The sequence below is a fragment of the Bradyrhizobium sp. 27S5 genome (genome assembly GCF_037217225.1).
GTDB lineage: Bacteria > Pseudomonadota > Alphaproteobacteria > Rhizobiales > Xanthobacteraceae > Bradyrhizobium > Bradyrhizobium septentrionale.
The window spans coordinates 7,751,617-7,769,021 of the sequence record NZ_CP147714.1 but is presented as its reverse complement, the minus strand read 5'-3'; the positions used below and the strand labels follow the sequence as shown (position 1 = coordinate 7,769,021).

The window sequence follows — 17,405 nt, the reverse complement described above, 5'->3', positions numbered from 1 at the left end:
TACCGACAATGACCGACAACAATAATTTGCGTGAAATGATGTTTCGCCTCAACCGCCGACAGATGATTTCCGGAATGGCCGCCTTTGGCGCGCTTGCGGGTGCACCCTTCCGTCAAGCCATCGGGCAGGAAGGCGGCCGCAAGCAGATTCCCGTCCCGGGCGGCGAGTTCGCGCCGGTGCCGATCGCGATTCCGAATTTTTCGGCCGGCACGCCTGGCGATACCGAAGTCGGCGTCGGTGTTGCGCAGGTCATCACCAACAACCTGAAGCGCAGCGGATTGTTCGCGCCGATCGACCAGGCGGCTTTTCTCGAGAAGCAGGTCAACATCGACGCGCCGCCGAACCTGAATAACTGGACGAGCATCAAGGCACAGGCGCTGGTGGTCGGCCGCATGACCCGCCAGGGCAACGGCCGCGTGAAAGCCGAATTTCGGCTCTGGGACGTCGGCACCGGCCAGCAGCTCGCCGGCCAGTCATACGACACCTCGGCGGAATACTGGCGCCGCATCGCCCACATCATCTCCGACCAGATCTATGAGCGGATGACCGGCGAGAAGGGCTATTTCGACACCCGCGTCGTGTTCGTCGACGAGAGCGGCTCGGCGGATCGCCGCGTCAAGCGGCTGGCGCTGATGGATCAGGACGGCGCCAATGTGCGCTATCTGACCCGCGGCACGGATCTGGTGCTGACGCCGCGTTTCTCGCCGTCGACCCAGGAAATCACCTATATGGAGTTTGGGCAGGGCGACCCGCGGGTCTATCTGCTCAACATCGAGACCGGCCAGCGCGAGATCGTCGGCAACTTCCCGGGCATGTCGTTCTCGCCGCGCTTCTCGCCCGACGGCCAGCGCGTCATCATGAGCCTGCAGCAGGGCGGCAACTCCAACCTGTTCGTGATGGATCTGCGCTCGAAGTCGATGACGCGGCTGACCGACACGCCGGCGATCGACACTTCTCCGTCTTATGCGCCAGATGGCACGCGGCTCTGCTTCGAGTCCGATCGCGGCGGCAAGCCGCAGATCTATGTGATGCCGGCGACCGGCGGCGCGGCCCAGCGCATTTCGTTCGGCGACGGCACCTATTCGACGCCGGTGTGGTCGCCGCGCGGCGACTACATCGCCTTCACCAAGCAGGGCGGCGGGCAGTTCGCGATCGGCATCATGAAGCCGGACGGCTCGGGCGAGCGCATTCTGACCTCGGGCTTCCACAATGAAGGCCCGACCTTTGCGCCGAACGGGCGCGTCGTGATGTTCTTCCGCGATCCCGGCGGCAACAGCGGGCCGTCGCTGTACACGATCGACGTCTCCGGCCGCAACGAGCTGCGGGTGCCGACGCCCGGATTTGCCTCCGATCCCGCCTGGTCGCCGCTGTTGTCGTGAGCCGGCGCAGACCTGCTCCGCGGAACCCCGGGGCCGGTCGGCACTTCTTACCTAGCGCACTGAATCTTATGCCGAATTTCGACTGTCAATGGGACGCGGCAAGGACTTGCTAACGATATTCCCTCAGAAAGACTTCACCTGCGATCAGTAAGAGTGCGAGCTGAAAAGGACGCGCGCTCTCACAATGCAGTTTGCAAGTCAGACGGGAGAACCGGACCGATCGATGTCGCCGACGATCTCCGCGGCGCTGGTCGATTCCCTGTTCATGAACCCCGCGCCCATGATCTTCGGCGCCTTCGGCCCCGCCATTGCGGGCGCCGTGATTGCGTTTGTCACCGGCAATCTCTTGTCCTGGCTGTGCGTGCCGCTGTTCATCGTGGTCGGTCTGGCGCGCGCGTGGCAGATGTACCGCTACCAGCAGCGCAATTCCCGGCTCACGGTCGAAGAGTCCGAGGCGTGGGAGAAGCGCTACCGGATCGGCAGCCTAGCCTACGGCATTGCGCTCGGCCTGTGGGGCTCCGCCGTGCTGCTCACGACCAAGGATGCCGCCGCCCACATGCTGTGCGTGACCACGGTGGTCGCCTACACCTCGGCGGGGGTCGGACGGACCTTTGGCCGGCCGCAGATCTTCCACCTGCATCTATTGATGTCGATCGGTCCCCTAATCGCGGCGCTGATGTATGTCGGCGGTCCCTATCACATCGCGCTTGCGCTGCTCAGCCTGGTGTTCTTCAGCGCCATCCGCCACCTCACGACCAGCCTGCAGCGGATCTACGTCAACGCCTGGATCGCCAAGGAGCGCGAAGCCGCGCTGGCGGGCCAGTTCGATACCGCGCTGAACAACATGCCGCACGGCCTGTGCATGTTCAGCGCCGACGGCCGCCTTGCGGTGATGAACCACCGCTTCATCGAGATGATGCAGCTGTCGGACGACTTCGTGCAGCGCGGCGCCAGCGCGACCGACATCTGCAATGCCTGCGTCCTGTCCGGCTCGATCTCGGCCGCGGCCGCGCAGCAGATCCTGTACGAGATCGAGAGTTCGCAGCGCGGCGATATCGTCACCAGCGACCCCGATTCCGCCAAGAACCGCTCGCTGGACTGGACCTTCCAGCCGATGGCCGGCGGCGGCACCGTCGTGCTGGTCGAGGACATCACCGAGCGCAAGGACGCCGAGGCCCGGATCAGCCACCTCGCGCGCTACGACGAGCTGACCGCGCTGCCCAACCGCGTCAATTTCCGCGACGAGATCGGCCGGCTGCTCACCATGCAGCACGGCGACCACCGCTCCGCGCTGCTGTTCGTCGACCTCGACCAGTTCAAGCAGGTCAACGATACGCTTGGCCATCCCTGCGGCGACCAGCTGCTCTGCGCGGTTGCCGAACGGCTGCGCGAGATGCTGCGTCCGGAAGACTTCGTGGCGCGGTTCGGCGGCGACGAGTTCGTGGTGTTCCAGCAGAACATCCACTCGCACGAGGACGCCGCCGCACTGGCGCGGCGCATCGTCGACCGCCTCAGCGAGCGCTACAAGATCGACAACCACCTGGTCGAGATCGGCGCCAGCGTCGGCATCGCGATGACCGCGCCGGGTGTCGGCGCCGATACGCTATTGAAGAATGCCGACATGGCGCTCTACCGCGCCAAGGCCGACGGCCGCGGCACCTTCTGCTTCTTCCGCGACGAGATGGCGCAAACCGTCGAGGCCCGCCGCATCCTCGAGCTCGATCTGCGCAAGGCGCTCGCCAACGAGGAATTCGAGCTGTTCTACCAGCCGCTGATCAACCTCAAGTCCGGCAAGGTCTCGACCTGCGAGGCGCTGTTGCGCTGGAACCATCCGGCGCGCGGCACCGTCTCTCCCGTCGACATCATCCCGGTCGCTGAGGACATGGGCCTGATCGTCGATCTCGGCCGCTGGATCCTGCGCAAGGCCTGCATGGAGTGCATGAAGTGGCCCGAGGCGGTCAGCGTCGCGGTCAATTTCTCGCCGCAGCAGTTCCATCAGCGCGATGTGCTGAGCGAGGTGCGCTACGCGCTCGAGGTCTCCGGCCTGCCGGCGCACCGTCTCGAGATCGAGATCACCGAATCTTCGCTGCTGCACAACACCGAGCTGACCCACGACGTGCTGTCGCAGCTGCGTTCGCTCGGCGTGCGGATCTCGCTGGATGATTTCGGCACCGGCTACTCGTCGCTCAGCTACCTGCACAATTTCCCGCTGCAGAAGGTCAAGATCGACCGCTCCTTCCTCGAAGGCATCGACAGCGATCGCCCGCTCACCTTGCTGCGCGGCGTGGCGCGGCTGTCGGCGGATCTCGGCATGTCGGTCGTGGTCGAGGGCATCGAGACCAACGAGCAGCTGGAACTGATCAGTGCCGACGGCGCGGTGACCGAAGCACAGGGCTACCTGTTCAGCCGGCCGGTTCCCGCGGTGCGCATCCGCCAGCTGCTCAACGCTTCGCACGGCCGCCGCCCCGACGAGCAGTTGCACGTGGTTCCGTCGCGCTCGATCGCTTGATCCGGCGCCAAGGCCTTCAATCGATAGTTGTGAGAACCTTCGACTGCACGATTCGAAGTGCACCCTTGCGGTCAGGGGTTAACTGTATTGCCGCGATTGCTTTGACGAAAATTAAGAAGCTGTTAATCTTTTGGCTCGCGTTGAAGTTGTTGGGTTGTTCAGGGGAGTACTAAATGAGGTCCGCGGCCGAAGCCATCAAGCCCGCGACAGGAAGGCTTGCGGACCCTCTGGATCAAGTCGACTACCGTCTCGCTCAGACCCCGGAACAGAAAGACGAGATCTACCGCCTCCGCTATCGCGCCTATCTGCGCGAAGGCGCGATCCGGCCGTCGGCGGACGAGCGCGTGGTCGATCGGTTCGATGAGGCACCGAACGCGTGGGTGTTCGGCGTCTATCTTCACGGCGAACTCTGCAGCTCGATTCGCATCACCGTGGTGACGCCGGAGTGGCGCACCTCGCCGACGCTCGATGTGTTCGACGATATATTGCAGCCGAAGCTCGATCAGGGTCTGGTCTTCATCGATTCAACGCGCTTCGTTGCCGATCCCGACAAGGCGCGGAACAATCCGGAACTGCCCTATGTCACGGTGCGTCTCGGCTCGACCGCCGGCGTGCATTTCAATGCCGATTACGGCCTGGCGCCGGTCCGGCCCGAGCACATGGCGTTCTACCGGCGGGTGTTCCTGCACGAAACCTGGTCGGAGGCGCGGCTCTATCCCGGGCTCGTGAAGCCGGTCGGCTTGATGGCCTCGCATCTGCCGTCGGTGCGGGAGCGTGTGCTCGCCCGCTATCCGTTCCTGCGCTCCAGCGCGTTCGAGCGGCGGATGCTGTTCGACCGGGAAGGCCAGTTGCAGCCCGACGGTATCGTCCGGCCGTTCGAGCGCGCCTCGATCGTGCCGAATCCCTGAGCACACCGGCGATCTGATCGATCTGGCGTCCATCGACTGTTGCGCCGCAGGCCAAATTGTCCTGCAAAAGCGGCCGGTTCCCGCGAACCTTGCCTTCCCTTCACCATCGCGCCACATTTGCCACCCATTAACCATCGGCGGCGCTTTTCGGCATTGCGCGGCATTTGATGGGGTCCAGCAAGGTCTCGTCAAGGTTGACGGAACGTTCGCTTAACCATCGCCCTGTAGACCCAATGGACCAGTACGAAGAGCGTGAGCGTGGAGGCTCCCGAATGAAATATCAGATGCGTATCCTCCAGGGTATGAAGCTGGCCGCGGTTCTGGCGGTGGCGCTGTCGATGGGTGCCTGCGCCAACAAGAACCCGCTGGACGCCAATGGCGCAATTGGGGGCGCCGCGACCCCGGGCAGCCAGCAGGATTTTGTGGTCAATGTCGGCGACCGCGTGTTTTTCGAGAGCGATCAGACCGATCTGAGCCCGCAGGCGACCGCGACGCTGGACAAGCAGGCGCAGTGGCTGCAGACCTATAACCGCTATTCCTTCACCATCGAAGGTCACGCCGACGAGCGCGGCACGCGCGAATACAACATCGCGCTCGGTGCCCGCCGGGCACAATCGGTCCGCTCCTATCTCGCTTCGCGCGGCATCGATCCGAGCCGCATGCGCACCATCTCCTACGGCAAGGAGCGCCCGGTCGCGGTCTGCAACGACATCTCTTGCTGGTCGCAGAACCGCCGCGCCGTCACCGTGCTGAACGCCAGCTCCTGACGCGAGTCTGAATGAATTCTTCCAAGCCGGCGCCTTCGGGCGCCGGTTTTGTTTTGGCCGCAGGAAACACTGAGGCGCCGTCATCTTGATGAACGAAGCTGCGCGCAATTGGCCGCTTGCTTGTTCCGGCGTCCGTACTAAACCGGTGTCCGCGGCGCTGTCCCGGATTTGAAGTGCCAGTCACAATTCTGGCGTACTCCGTCCCTCAATGTCGCTCGCTTTTCACGTCGATCTCGTCGTCAGGGCAAAATGTCATCCAGGCTTCATTTCCTTTCCACCGCCGCGGCGATCGCGGCGCTGTTCGCCGTTTCCTCACCAGTGTTTGCCCAATCCGACGATTCCGATGCCGAAATGCGGATCGAGCGGCTCGAGAATCAGCTGCGCCAGCTGACCGGGCAGAACGAGGAGTTGCAGTACCGCAACCGCCAGCTCGAGGAGCGGCTGCGCCAGCTCGGCGGCCAGCCGCCCGGCCCGGGCGGACAGCCTCCGGCGGCCCAGCCCGGCGTCGCGGCGGTGCCGCCGGCGCAGCAGCCGCAGGCCTATCCGCAAGCCCAGCCCGGCTACGCCCAGCCGCAGCAGGGATACGGCCAGCCGCAGCCAGGCTATGGCCGGCAGTCGCAGGGCGGCTACGACCAGCAGCAGATCGCCGCGCCCGCGCCGATCGTGCAGGAGGCTGCGCCGTCGGCGGCGCCCGGCCGACGCGGTCGCGGTGACGCCTTTGATCCGAGCCAGAACCCGAACGCCCCGGGCGCCCCGCGCGCGCTTGGCGGTGGTCAGATGCCGATGCAAGGCGAAGCGGCGGTCGGTGCTCCCGGCGGCCGCGGGGCGGGCGAGCCGCTCGATCTCGGCAACACCAGCCCACCGCGGGCGCCCGGCGCGAGCGCGGCCCTGACCACATTGCCGCCGTCGGCCACGTCGAAGGACGAGTTCGACCTCGGCATCGGCTACATGCAGCGCAAGGACTATGCGCTCGCCGAAGAGACGATGAAGAACTTCGCCACGAAGTATCCGAGCGATCCCTTGGTGGCGGACTCGCAATACTGGCTCGGCGAAAGCTATTTCCAGCGCCAGCAGTATCGCGACGCTGCCGAAACCTTCCTCGGCGTGACCACCAAGTTCGACAAGTCCGCGAAGGCGCCCGACGCCCTGTTGCGGCTCGGCCAGTCGCTGGCGGCGCTGAAGGAGAAGGAAGCCGCCTGCGCCGCGTTCGGCGAGGTGACGCGGAAGTATCCGCGCGCATCCGGCGGGGTTAAAGCCGCGGTTGACCGCGAGCAGAAGCGCGTGAAGTGCTAAACCAGATGCGGGAGGCCACGTCCGGCCTCCTCGTGACATGCTGGTTTTGCGATGCCCGACGATCAATCCGCCATCCCGGCAAGGGACGCCAAGCGCCTGTTCGCAGGGCTTTCGTCCGCGCCGGCGATCGTGCTCGCGGTGTCAGGCGGTCCCGATTCAGTTGCGCTGATGTGGCTGGCCGCGCGCTGGCGCCGCGCGCTCGCGCGCGGACCACGGCTGGTGGCGGTCACGGTCGATCACGGCCTGCGTCCTGAAGCGGCGCGCGAGGCGCGCGACGTCAAGCGGCTGGCGCACAGCCTCGACCTGCCACATCAAACGCTGCGCTGGAGCGGGCCCAAACCCGGGACCGGCCTGCCGGCGGCCGCGCGCGAGGCCCGCTACCGCCTGCTCGCGCAGGCTGCGCGCAAGCATGGCGCCACGCACATCCTGACCGCACACACCCGCGACGATCAGGCCGAGACGCTGTTGATGCGGCTGCTGCGCGGCAGCGGCATCGCAGGCCTCTCGGCGATGGCGCGCGAGACCGCGCGCGACGGCGTTTGGCTGACGCGGCCACTGCTCGAAATCTCCAAGGCAGAGCTGATCGCAACGCTGAAGAAGGCGCGCATCGGCTTTGCCGACGATCCGACCAATCGCGATCCCGCGTTCACGCGTCCGCGGCTGCGCGCGTTGATGCCGATGCTGGCGGAGGAGGGCGGCGATGCGCGGAACCTGGCGCGGCTTGCCGCGCGGATCGCGCGCGCCAACACCGCCCTGGAGGTGCTGGTCGACGGCGCCGAGCACAATCTTGCATTGAAAAGCGAGGATAACCCGCGCAACGGCTTCGAGGCGGCACTGTTCGCGGCGATGCCTGAGGAAATCCGGCTTCGCCTCCTCAAGCGCGCGATCGACCGCACCGGACATGAGGGCCCGGCCGAACTCGGCAAGGTCGAAACCCTGCTCGCCGCCGTCGATGAGGCCCTCGGGAAGCGCGAACCGAAGCTGAAACAGACGCTTGCCGGAGCCGTTATCAGCGTCGGCGGCGGTCGTATCAGGATCGGGCCGGCGCCGCCGCGCCGGGCGCGTTCCCGCTGAGCCGGGTTCGATTGTTTCAATCGCTGTCATAATCCGGCAAAGAGGCTTAACCACCCCCGGAAAACACGGGATTTAGCGCCATTTTTTGACCGGGAATCGCGCTAGGATGCGGTAAATAGTCATGCGTGGTTCCCTTGGCATCGACCCCAGCGGCACCTAGATTGTATGCCATCGACGGGATGGATTCCCTGGGGATTCCAACAGAGCCTGCCCAAGGATAGAGAGAGGCCGCGATCCGCGCGACCACGAAGGAAGACCATGAACGCCAATCTGCGGAATTTCGCCCTCTGGGTCATCATTGTCCTGCTGTTGCTGGCGTTGTTCACGCTTTTCCAGAATCCTGGCCAGCGCTCGTCGTCCTCGGACATCTCGTTCTCGCAGCTTCTGACTGAAGTCGATCAGGGCCATGTCCGTGATGTCGTGATCCAGGGGCCCGATATTCACGGCACCTTCAACAATGGCACGAGCTTCCAGACCTACGCGCCGAGCGATCCGACGCTCGTGAAGCGCCTCTATGACGCCAAGGTGCAGATCACCGCGAAGGCGCCCGGCGACAACGTGCCGTGGTTCGTCTCGCTGCTCGTCTCATGGTTGCCGTTCATCGCGCTGATCGGCGTCTGGATCTTCCTGTCGCGGCAGATGCAAGGCGGCGCCGGCAAGGCGATGGGCTTCGGCAAGTCGCGCGCCAAGATGCTGACCGAGGCGCATGGCCGCGTGACGTTCGAGGACGTCGCGGGTGTCGACGAGGCCAAGCAGGACCTGCAGGAGATCGTCGAATTCCTCCGCGACCCCGGCAAATTCCAGCGGCTCGGCGGACGCATTCCGCGCGGCGTGCTCTTGGTCGGCCCTCCCGGCACCGGCAAGACGCTGATCGCGCGCGCGGTCGCAGGCGAGGCCAATGTGCCGTTCTTCACCATCTCCGGTTCTGACTTCGTCGAAATGTTCGTCGGCGTCGGCGCGAGCCGTGTCCGCGACATGTTCGAGCAGGCCAAGAAGAACGCGCCCTGCATCATCTTCATCGACGAAATCGACGCGGTCGGCCGTCATCGCGGCGCCGGCCTCGGCGGCGGCAACGACGAGCGCGAGCAGACGCTGAACCAGTTGCTGGTCGAGATGGACGGCTTCGAGGCCAACGAGGGCGTGATCCTGATCGCGGCGACCAACCGTCCCGACGTGCTCGATCCCGCGCTGCTGCGTCCCGGCCGCTTCGACCGCCAGGTCGTGGTGCCGAATCCGGACGTCGTCGGCCGCGAGCAGATCCTCAAGGTTCACGTCCGCAAGGTGCCGCTGGCGCCGGATATCAACCTCAAGACCATCGCGCGCGGCACCCCGGGCTTCTCGGGCGCCGACCTGATGAACCTCGTCAACGAGGCTGCGCTGACCGCCGCCCGCCGCAACAAGCGGATGGTGACGCAGGCCGAGTTCGAAGAGGCCAAGGACAAGGTGATGATGGGCGCCGAGCGCAAGTCGCTCGTCATGACCGAGGAAGAAAAGTTGCTGACGGCCTATCACGAGGGCGGCCACGCCATCGTCGGCCTCAACGTCGTCGCGACCGATCCGATCCACAAGGCGACCATCATTCCGCGCGGCCGTGCGCTCGGCATGGTGATGCAGCTGCCGGAGCGCGACAAGCTGTCGATGTCGCTGGAGCAGATGACGTCGCGCCTTGCCATCATGATGGGTGGCCGCGTCGCGGAAGAGCTGATCTTCGGCCGCGAGAAGGTGACCTCGGGCGCCGCCTCCGACATCGAGCAGGCGACCCGCCTGGCCCGCATGATGGTGACGCGCTGGGGCCTGTCGGAAGAGCTCGGCACCGTCTCCTACGGCGAGAACCAGGACGAGGTGTTCCTGGGCATGTCGGTCTCGCGCACCCAGAATGCGTCCGAGGCGACCGTCCAGAAGATCGACTCCGAGATCAGGCGTCTGGTCGAGGAAGGCTACAACGAGGCGACCAAGATCCTCACCGAGAAGCGGCAAGATCTCGAGGCGCTCGCCAAGGGCCTGCTCGAGTTCGAGACGCTGACCGGCGACGAAATCATCGACCTGCTGAAGGGCAAGAAGCCCAACCGCGAGTCGGTGCTGGAGCCCTCGACGCCGCGCGCATCCGCAGTGCCGCCCGCCGGCAAGCCGCGCCCGCGTCCCGATCCGGACACCGGCATGGAGCCGCAGCCGCAGGCATAAGCCTCGCCTGCCATGGCCGGCAGTTCCGGCAAACCGATTGTGCAAAAGCTCGGCCTCAAGCCGGGCTTTTGTATTTTTGTCGACGGGCCGTCTGTTTCCTATCCTGACATCATCGGCGAACTGCCCGCCGATCTGCGGATCGCGAAGACCGCGCGGGCGCCGCTCGATGCCGTGCATCTGTTCGCCGCCGAGGCCAAGGGGCTCGCCGCCAAGCTGCGGCGCTACCGCGAGGCGATCGCACCTCGCGGCATGATCTGGGTGTCGTGGCCGAAGAAGACGTCCGGCGTCGCGACCGATCTCGACGACACGGTCGTGCGCGAGGCCGGGCTCGCGTCCGGCCTGGTCGACGTCAAGGTCTGCGCCGTCGATGCGGTTTGGTCGGGACTGAAATTCGTGATCCCTCTCAAGGAGCGCGACAAGCGCTGAGATCGTCGCGGCGAATATGCTTGGCCTGCGTCGGGGGGCCGTGGCATCCTCGCGCCAAGCCATTCAACGGCACGGCCGCGTCCTCCAAGACGCGCGGCAACAAAAAGGGGAGGGGAGGCCGATGCGCAAGGCATTCGGCGCGCTTGGCGCCATTTCATTCCTGCTGCTGCCCACCGTTTCATTCGCCGCCGAGATGCGCGGCGTCACATCAACCGAAATCAGGATCGGCCAGACCATGCCCTATAGCGGGCCAGTGTCGGCGTTCGGCGCGCTCGGCAAGGGCGAGGCCGGCTATTTCAGGATGCTGAACGAGCGCGGCGGCATCAATGGCCGCAAGATCAACTTCATCTCGCTGGACGATTCCTACGCGACGCCGAAGACGGTGGAGCAGACCCGCCGCCTCGTCGAGAGCGACGAGGTCGCGCTGATCTTCTCCTCGATCGGCACCGCGCACAACACCGCGATCGCAAAGTACCTGCAGGGCAAGAACATCCCGCAGCTGTTCCTGGCTTCCGGCGCCTCGAAATTCGGCGACATCACGCAATTCCCGCAGGCGACGATGGGCGTGCAGGCGCCGTTCCGCTACGAGGCGCGGCTCTACGCGCGCTATGCGCTGGCGAAGAATCCGAATGCGAGATTTGCGGTGATCTCGCAGAACGACGATTACGGCGGCGACTATCTCGCCGGCCTGAAGGACGTGCTCGGCGAGAAATATGATTCCGTCGTCACCGTTGCGAAATACGAGATCACTGAGCCAACCATCGACTCGCAGATCGTTCAGCTGAAGGCGACCAACGCCGACGTCTTCGTGATCGCCGCGACGCCGAAATTCGCGGCGCAGTCGATCCGCAAGGCCTATGAGATCGGCTGGCGGCCGATGACCTTCCTCTCCAACACCGCGGTGTGGATTTCGACGGTGATGCAGCCGGCCGGCGTCGAAGCCGGCACCGGCATCATCTCGACGGCCTATGTGAAGGACCCGGACGATCCGGCCTGGAAGGACGATTCCGGCGTGAAGGGCTGGCGCGAATTCATGACCAGATATTTGCCCGATGGCGATCAGCACGACACCAACTATGTCAACGCCTACAACAGCGCGATGGTGCTGGAGGCGGTGCTGAAGGCCTGCGGCGGCGATCTCTCGACCGAGAACATCCTGCGGCAGGCGTTTGCGATCAAGGACCTGGAATTGCCGATGCTGCTGCCGGGCATCAAGGTCAACACGTCGCGGTCCGACCACGTGCCGGTCGACCAGATGCAGCTGATGCGCTTCAACGGCAAGACCTGGGATCGCTTCGGCGAGCTTCAGACGGGGAATTGAGGGCTGAGTCGAATACACGTGAACTCGCGCTCCACACCATCCCCGTCATCCTGAGGAGCGCGCTCTTGCGCGCGTCTCGAAGGATGCACGGCCCGGCCGGTGGCCGTCGACCCTTCGAGACGCGCTTCGCGCTCCTCAGGGTGACGGAACTGCGCTTCAGGAGAACGCGACAGCGCAGCCTACTTCGCGCTCTCGCCTGCCGGGACCGCGCCAGCCTTCGTCTCGTCCGATCGCACATGGATGACGGCGATGTCGTCCTTGTACAGCCGCTTCCAGCCCTTCAGATGGTCCAGCGCGTTTCCGGCGGGAGAGTCCGAGCTCAGCAACGTGGTGTCGATCCGGTATTTGTCGAGCAGGCCGAGCAGTTGGCCGACGTCGCGGGCGTCCAGCGCATCGTAATAGTCGAGCACGAATTGCTCGCCATAGAGCTCGGCGCGGCCGTCGATGAACACCTTCATGTCGCGGCTCACCATGTAGCCGCCGAACGGCGCGGTGCTGAAGACGCGCTGCGCCTTGTGCTGCTGAAGAACATCGACCGCGGCCACGGGCGAGAACTGCGGCAGGAACTTGAACTGATGCTGCGCGACGAACATCGTCGTCGTCACCCATGCTCCGATCACCATCGCGATCGCAGCCAGGATGGTGACGACGGGGATCGCGCGGGTCTCCTCGAAGCGGGACGCGGCAGCGCGCGCCATTCCCCATTGTTCGGCGATCGGTTTTGCGAGCACCAATGGGGCGATGAACGCGAACACCTCGATGTTGCGGACATGGCTCAGCGCCATCCAGATCAGGCCGAGCAGCAGCAGGATCCGCGGCACCGACAGGGTCAGCCTGCGATAGCAGATCAGGCCGATCAGGCCGAGCAGCGTGGCTTCGAAGAAGCTGGGCTTGCTGAAATCCGCGGGCTTCCACTCCCCGATCAGCGTCAGCAGCTTGCCGAGGCTGAGGATCTTGGTCGCGCCCAGCAGGCTATTCCAGCCGTAGGGCGTCACGCAGCTCGCGGCCAGCGCGGCGAGGCCGAACAGTCCCCATCGCACCACGAGCTGACGGCGGCGGCTGGGCTCCGCGCTCCAGACGGCTTCCAGTCCGATCGGTCCGATCAGCGCCAGGCCGAGAACGAAGCCGCCATGCAGATTGGCCCAGAGCGCCATCAGCGGCAGCAGCCACCATGACGGTGAGGTGCGGCGATCTGCGGCCGCCATCAGGCCGCCGATGAACGCCAGCAGCACCGGCAGCGCCAGCACGTGGGGCCGCGCGAAGAAGTGGATCGTCGACAGCAGCAGCGCCAGTGCCGTGATCAGGACGGCACGCGCCGGATCGAAATACGGGCTCAGGAGATTGAGAAAGATCGCAACCGTCGCGCCGATCGCGATCGACGTCAGGATCACCGGCCCGGCCCAATCGCCGCCATACACCAGCGCAAACACCACTTGCGACAGCCACGAACTCGAGATCCAGGCCTCGCCATAGCGGGTGAACGAGAACACATCAGTGGTCGGCATCGCGCCGTGTTCGAGGATCCACTGCCCGATCCTGATCTGCCACATCGTATCGGAATCGCGCAGCAGGATTTCGCCGGCCGAGAGGTAAAACAGATAGGCGCCCACGGCGGCGCACAGCGGCACCAGTCCTCGCGCCGCATTGCGGCTGATCACGCTGCTGGTGATGGAGAGTGACATGCGCTTTCTGGTTTCGGCCCGATGCATCGAGAGACAACGCCACGCGTGGCGCTTAAGCGCACTCGACCACGGCTACCGATAAATTCGGGTAAATGCGGCCGCGACATCGTGGACCAGCGCGAGATCAGACGTCTCGATTTCGAGCGATCATGTTAGCGCGCGATTTACTATCTCGATCATGCTCCGACGTGATCGCAGCCGCCAACCGCGAGCAGCGGGTCACTACATCCCGTGGCCGACGCTGGCCGAAGCGCCGCCGGCTCAATCAGAGGTGGCATCGGCGGTTGTAAAAAATCCCTACAATTCCAGCTTGTCAACCAGTCTGAATAGTTGTTCACTTCTTCAGACGATTGCGGGATCAATCGTTCAAAACATTGAAGACGCGTGTGTTCTGCCGGTGGGCGCCGGCCGGGGCGCACGGTGGGGGACGGAACGCCATGGTCTACCGGCGAACTCATCAGGTCGTGAAACGGCTGGCCGCCCGGCGCAGCGCCATCCTGTCGGCGGCGCGGGACGCGGCGGCAGCGGGCGGCATGGCGGCGGTCCAGATCGCACCCGTTGCGGTGCGGGCTAACGTCGCGGCCGGGACGGTCTATCGCTATTTCCCGTCCAAGGCCGAGCTGATCTCGGAATTGATCACGGAAGTCTCGCGCGACGAATTGTCCGCGATCCGGCGCGCCGCTGATGCCGCGCCCGGACCGTCGTCGGCGCTGGCCACCGCGGTGACGACGATTGCGGTCCACGTGCTGTCGCAGCGCAAGCTCGCCTGGGGCATCCTGGCCGAGCCTGTCGATGTCGACGTCACCGCCTCGCGCCTCGCCAGCCGCCGCGATATCTCCGGCGAGCTTGCCATGCGCATCGACGCCGCCGTGCGTGCCGGGCATCTGCCGGCACAGGATACGGCGCTGGCCGCCACGGCCTTGCTCGGCGCGCTGCACGAAGCGCTGCTCGGCCCGCTGGCGCCGGCCAATCTCGACGATCCGATCAAGCTGCGCGATGCGGTGCAAACCGTGACGCTGCTGGCGCTGCGCGCGGTCGGCGTCATGGATGCGCGCGCCCGCGGCCTCGTGGTGCAGGCGACAACCCCGGCGAAGGCGCTGGTCGGCGCCTAGCGCTTCGGTTCTGATCGAACCGAAGCTCTGGATTGCTGTTTTGACGAGTTTTCTTCACGCGAACCGGCGTCCACTTCGCTCGAAAACGCTCTGGCGCCGGGAGCACAGCGAACGCTTCTGTCGCATTGGCGTTGTAGTTTCGGGGCTGGGCACAACCACCTCACGGAGCAACGCATGACGACAACCCACGGCTCGGCTAAATGGCAGGGCGGCATCAAGGACGGCAAGGGCGCGATCTCGACCAAGAGCGGCGCGCTCTCGGATTACCCCTATGGCTTCGCCAGCCGCTTCGAGGGCAAGCCCGGTTCGAACCCCGAGGAGCTGATCGGCGCGGCGCACGCCGCCTGCTTCACGATGGCGCTGTCGCTGATCCTGGGCGAAGCCAAGCTCACGGCCGAGCACATGGAGACCAGGGCCGATGTGACGCTGGAGAAGGTCGGCGACGGCTTTGCCATCACCGCGGTGCACCTGACGCTGTCGGCGAAGATTCCGGGTGCCGACAACGCGGCGTTCCAGGAACTGGCCGGCAAGGCGAAGGCCGGATGTCCGGTGTCGAAACTGCTCAACACCAAGATCACGCTCGACGCGTCGTTGCAGGGCTGAGCGTCGCGCGCCTCAAGCACGGCGGAGCACGTTAGAGCTGCGCGTCGCCGTTCGGGCCGACCGAGGCGATGCGCAGCATGTTGGTGGTGCCGGGCGCGCGCAGCGGCACGCCGGCGACGATGATGACGCGCTGGCCGGCCTTGGCAAAGCCGTCGCGGAACGCAATCGAGCCGGCGCGGTCGACCATGTCGTCGAGATCGTGGGCGTCCTCGGCGACCACGCAATGGACGCCCCACACTACCGCGAGCTTTCGGCCGGTGACGAGGTTCGGCGTGATCGCGACCACGGGGACCTTGGGCCGCTCGCGCGCGACGCGGATCGCGGTTGAACCCGAAGAGGTCCAGCAGATGATCGCCGACAGATCGAGCGTCTCGGCAATCTGCCGCGCGGCGTCAGCAATGGCGTCGCCCACCGTCGGCTCCGGATCGACGCGCTGCGCGTTGAGCACGCTGCGATAGGTCGGGTCGCGCTCCACTTCCTCGCCGATGCGGTTCATCGTCGAGACCGCCTCAACCGGGAATTTGCCGGCGGCCGATTCTGCCGACAGCATGATGGCGTCGGCGCCCTCGTAGACGGCGGTGGCGACGTCGGAGACTTCGGCGCGCGTCGGCACCGGCGCCTGAATCATCGATTCCAGCATTTGGGTCGCGACCACCACGGGCCGGCCGGCGCGCCGCGCCATCCGGATCATCTGCTTCTGCAGGCTCGGCACCCGCTCCAGCGGCAGTTCGACACCGAGATCGCCGCGCGCCACCATCAGCGCGTCCGCCGCATCTATGATGTCGGCGAGGCGGTCGATCGCCTGCGGCTTCTCGATCTTAGCCATCACGGCGGCACGGCCGCGGATCATCTTCTTGGCCTCGATCACGTCCTCGGCACGCTGCACGAAGGACAGCGCGACCCAGTCGATCCCCTCCGGCAGCGCGGCCTCCAGGTCGGCGCGGTCCTTTGCGGTCATCGCGGAGACGGGCAGATCAGTGTCGGGCAGGCTGACGCCCTTGCGGTCCGACATCTTGCCGCCGATCACGACGCGCGTCACCGCGCGGTCGGGCGAGGTTTCCTCGGCGATCAGCCGCACCTTGCCGTCGTCGAGCAGCAGCGCATGTCCGGGCCGGAGCGCGGCGAGGATTTCCGGATGCGGGAGCTGGACGCGGCTGTTGTCGCCGGGCGTCTTGTCGGAATCCAGAATGAAGCTCTGGCCGTTCTTCAGCTGGGTCGATCCTTCCGCAAACGCGCCGACCCGCAGCTTCGGCCCCTGTAGGTCGACCAAAATGCCGATCGGCCGGCCGTAGCTCGATTCGACATTGCGGATGGTCTTGACCAGCTCCCGCATCTTGTCATGCGGGGTGTGGCTCATGTTGATGCGGAAGACGTCGGCGCCCGCCTCGAACAGCTTGCGGATCATCGCACTGTCTGAGGAGGCCGGGCCGAGCGTTGCGAGGATCTTGATTCGACGCAGTCGTCTCATTGTTTGTTTCCGGGTGGTGCGGCTGGCGGCAGACCAGACGCGCCCGGAGGCGCTGCGCCCGGCGGCGGGTTCGGCAGGCCCGGCATCGCTCCGGGGCTTCCTGGGCCCACGCCGCCCGGCATTCCCGGTACTTTCTGCGGCTGTTGTTCGTTGGCTTCGGTCAGTTGGACGGTCCATGCACGCTGCTCGCCGGTGTCGACCTCGAAGAAGCCGGTGCGGTCAAAGCCGCGCGCTAGGCAATTCTCGGTACCCTTGATGGTGAATTCCTTGTCGCGCGAGCACATGAAGGCCTGGCCGGACCATTCGCCGCCGCGATCATAGTCGAGAGCGTAGATGTAGTAGTAGCGCGCCACAAGGTTGCCGCGCAGCAAGGTCTCGCAGGTCCGCGAGGACACGTTCCACCAGCCTTCGGTGGTCCAGCCCTCGGCGTCCTTGTAGCCGAGCGCGATCCCGACCCGGCTCGACGTGTTGTTGCAGAGCCGGAAATCGGCGGCCGCCGGGCTCGTCCACAGGCATGTCGCGACAAGCGCCAGCACCGGCAGGATGCCGGCCAGGATCAGGCGGATGGTGCGGGGAGCTGAGGCGGGAGAATCTGTTGGGCTCATGCGGCGAAGCTATATCAAATCATTATCGATTTCGCGTGCCCGGCAGGCACTGTCAACGGGCGGGCGCCATCTGCCAT

Annotated in this window: 14 protein-coding genes; 11 read left to right on the top strand and 3 right to left on the bottom strand. The window is 65.5% G+C overall.

The annotated features are described in order from the left end of the window. Window positions 1–35 precede the first annotated feature (35 nt). From tolB to WDM24_RS36605, 9 genes are all read left to right on the top strand, one after another. Window positions 36–1,379, top strand: a complete 1,344-nt coding sequence (gene tolB, locus WDM24_RS36645) for a Tol-Pal system beta propeller repeat protein TolB (protein WP_029085487.1) — start codon at window positions 36–38, stop codon at window positions 1,377–1,379. A gap of 184 nt (window positions 1,380–1,563) precedes the next feature. Beyond that, entirely contained in the window at window positions 1,564–3,888 is a 2,325-nt protein-coding gene (locus WDM24_RS36640; protein WP_338829178.1) for an EAL domain-containing protein, read from the top strand. 173 nt (window positions 3,889–4,061) lie between these two features. After that, window positions 4,062–4,796: an N-acyl amino acid synthase FeeM domain-containing protein gene (locus WDM24_RS36635; protein WP_338829177.1), complete on the top strand. Its 735-nt coding sequence runs from the start codon at window positions 4,062–4,064 to the stop codon at window positions 4,794–4,796. 272 nt (window positions 4,797–5,068) lie between these two features. Continuing rightward, window positions 5,069–5,563, top strand: a complete 495-nt coding sequence (gene pal, locus WDM24_RS36630; protein WP_029085490.1) for a peptidoglycan-associated lipoprotein Pal — start codon at window positions 5,069–5,071, stop codon at window positions 5,561–5,563. Between the two features lie 249 nt (window positions 5,564–5,812). After that, complete coding sequence (gene ybgF / locus WDM24_RS36625; protein ID WP_338829176.1) at window positions 5,813–6,856, top strand: tol-pal system protein YbgF; 1,044 nt, start codon at window positions 5,813–5,815, stop codon at window positions 6,854–6,856. Between the two features lie 51 nt (window positions 6,857–6,907). Then, a complete protein-coding gene (gene tilS, locus WDM24_RS36620) occupies window positions 6,908–7,930 on the top strand; it encodes a tRNA lysidine(34) synthetase TilS (protein WP_338829175.1) in 1,023 nt (340 codons plus the stop codon). A 258-nt stretch (window positions 7,931–8,188) separates the two neighbouring features. Beyond that, window positions 8,189–10,111, top strand: a complete 1,923-nt coding sequence (gene ftsH / locus WDM24_RS36615) for an ATP-dependent zinc metalloprotease FtsH (RefSeq protein WP_029085493.1) — start codon at window positions 8,189–8,191, stop codon at window positions 10,109–10,111. A gap of 12 nt (window positions 10,112–10,123) precedes the next feature. Further along, complete coding sequence (locus tag WDM24_RS36610; protein ID WP_338829174.1) at window positions 10,124–10,537, top strand: DUF3052 domain-containing protein; 414 nt, start codon at window positions 10,124–10,126, stop codon at window positions 10,535–10,537. Window positions 10,538–10,658: 121 nt separating this feature from the next. Beyond that, the gene (locus WDM24_RS36605) at window positions 10,659–11,858 is read left to right on the top strand and encodes an ABC transporter substrate-binding protein (RefSeq protein WP_338829173.1); all 1,200 of its coding nucleotides are present in this window, start codon (window positions 10,659–10,661) and stop codon (window positions 11,856–11,858) included. Window positions 11,859–12,037: 179 nt separating this feature from the next. Here WDM24_RS36605 and WDM24_RS36600 read toward each other — a convergent pair whose 3' ends face one another. Continuing rightward, a complete protein-coding gene (locus tag WDM24_RS36600; protein WP_338829172.1) occupies window positions 12,038–13,540 on the bottom strand; it encodes a hypothetical protein in 1,503 nt (500 codons plus the stop codon). A gap of 437 nt (window positions 13,541–13,977) precedes the next feature. Between WDM24_RS36600 and WDM24_RS36595 the strand changes: the two genes are divergently transcribed. After that, window positions 13,978–14,652 (top strand): TetR/AcrR family transcriptional regulator, encoded by a 675-nt coding sequence (locus tag WDM24_RS36595; protein WP_029085497.1) that lies wholly within the window; start codon window positions 13,978–13,980, stop codon window positions 14,650–14,652. Window positions 14,653–14,826: 174 nt separating this feature from the next. Continuing rightward, window positions 14,827–15,255: an OsmC family protein gene (locus tag WDM24_RS36590; RefSeq protein ID WP_029085498.1), complete on the top strand. Its 429-nt coding sequence runs from the start codon at window positions 14,827–14,829 to the stop codon at window positions 15,253–15,255. Window positions 15,256–15,286: 31 nt separating this feature from the next. On the opposite strand, the gene pyk is transcribed toward WDM24_RS36590, so the two are convergent. Together pyk and WDM24_RS36580 are read right to left on the bottom strand one after the other, a co-directional pair. After that, a complete protein-coding gene (gene pyk, locus WDM24_RS36585) occupies window positions 15,287–16,723 on the bottom strand; it encodes a pyruvate kinase (protein WP_338829171.1) in 1,437 nt (478 codons plus the stop codon). Further along, a complete protein-coding gene (locus tag WDM24_RS36580) occupies window positions 16,720–17,328 on the bottom strand; it encodes a DUF1036 domain-containing protein (RefSeq protein ID WP_338829170.1) in 609 nt (202 codons plus the stop codon). Before WDM24_RS36580 ends, pyk begins: the two co-directional genes overlap by 4 nt. Window positions 17,329–17,405: the final 77 nt, after the last annotated feature.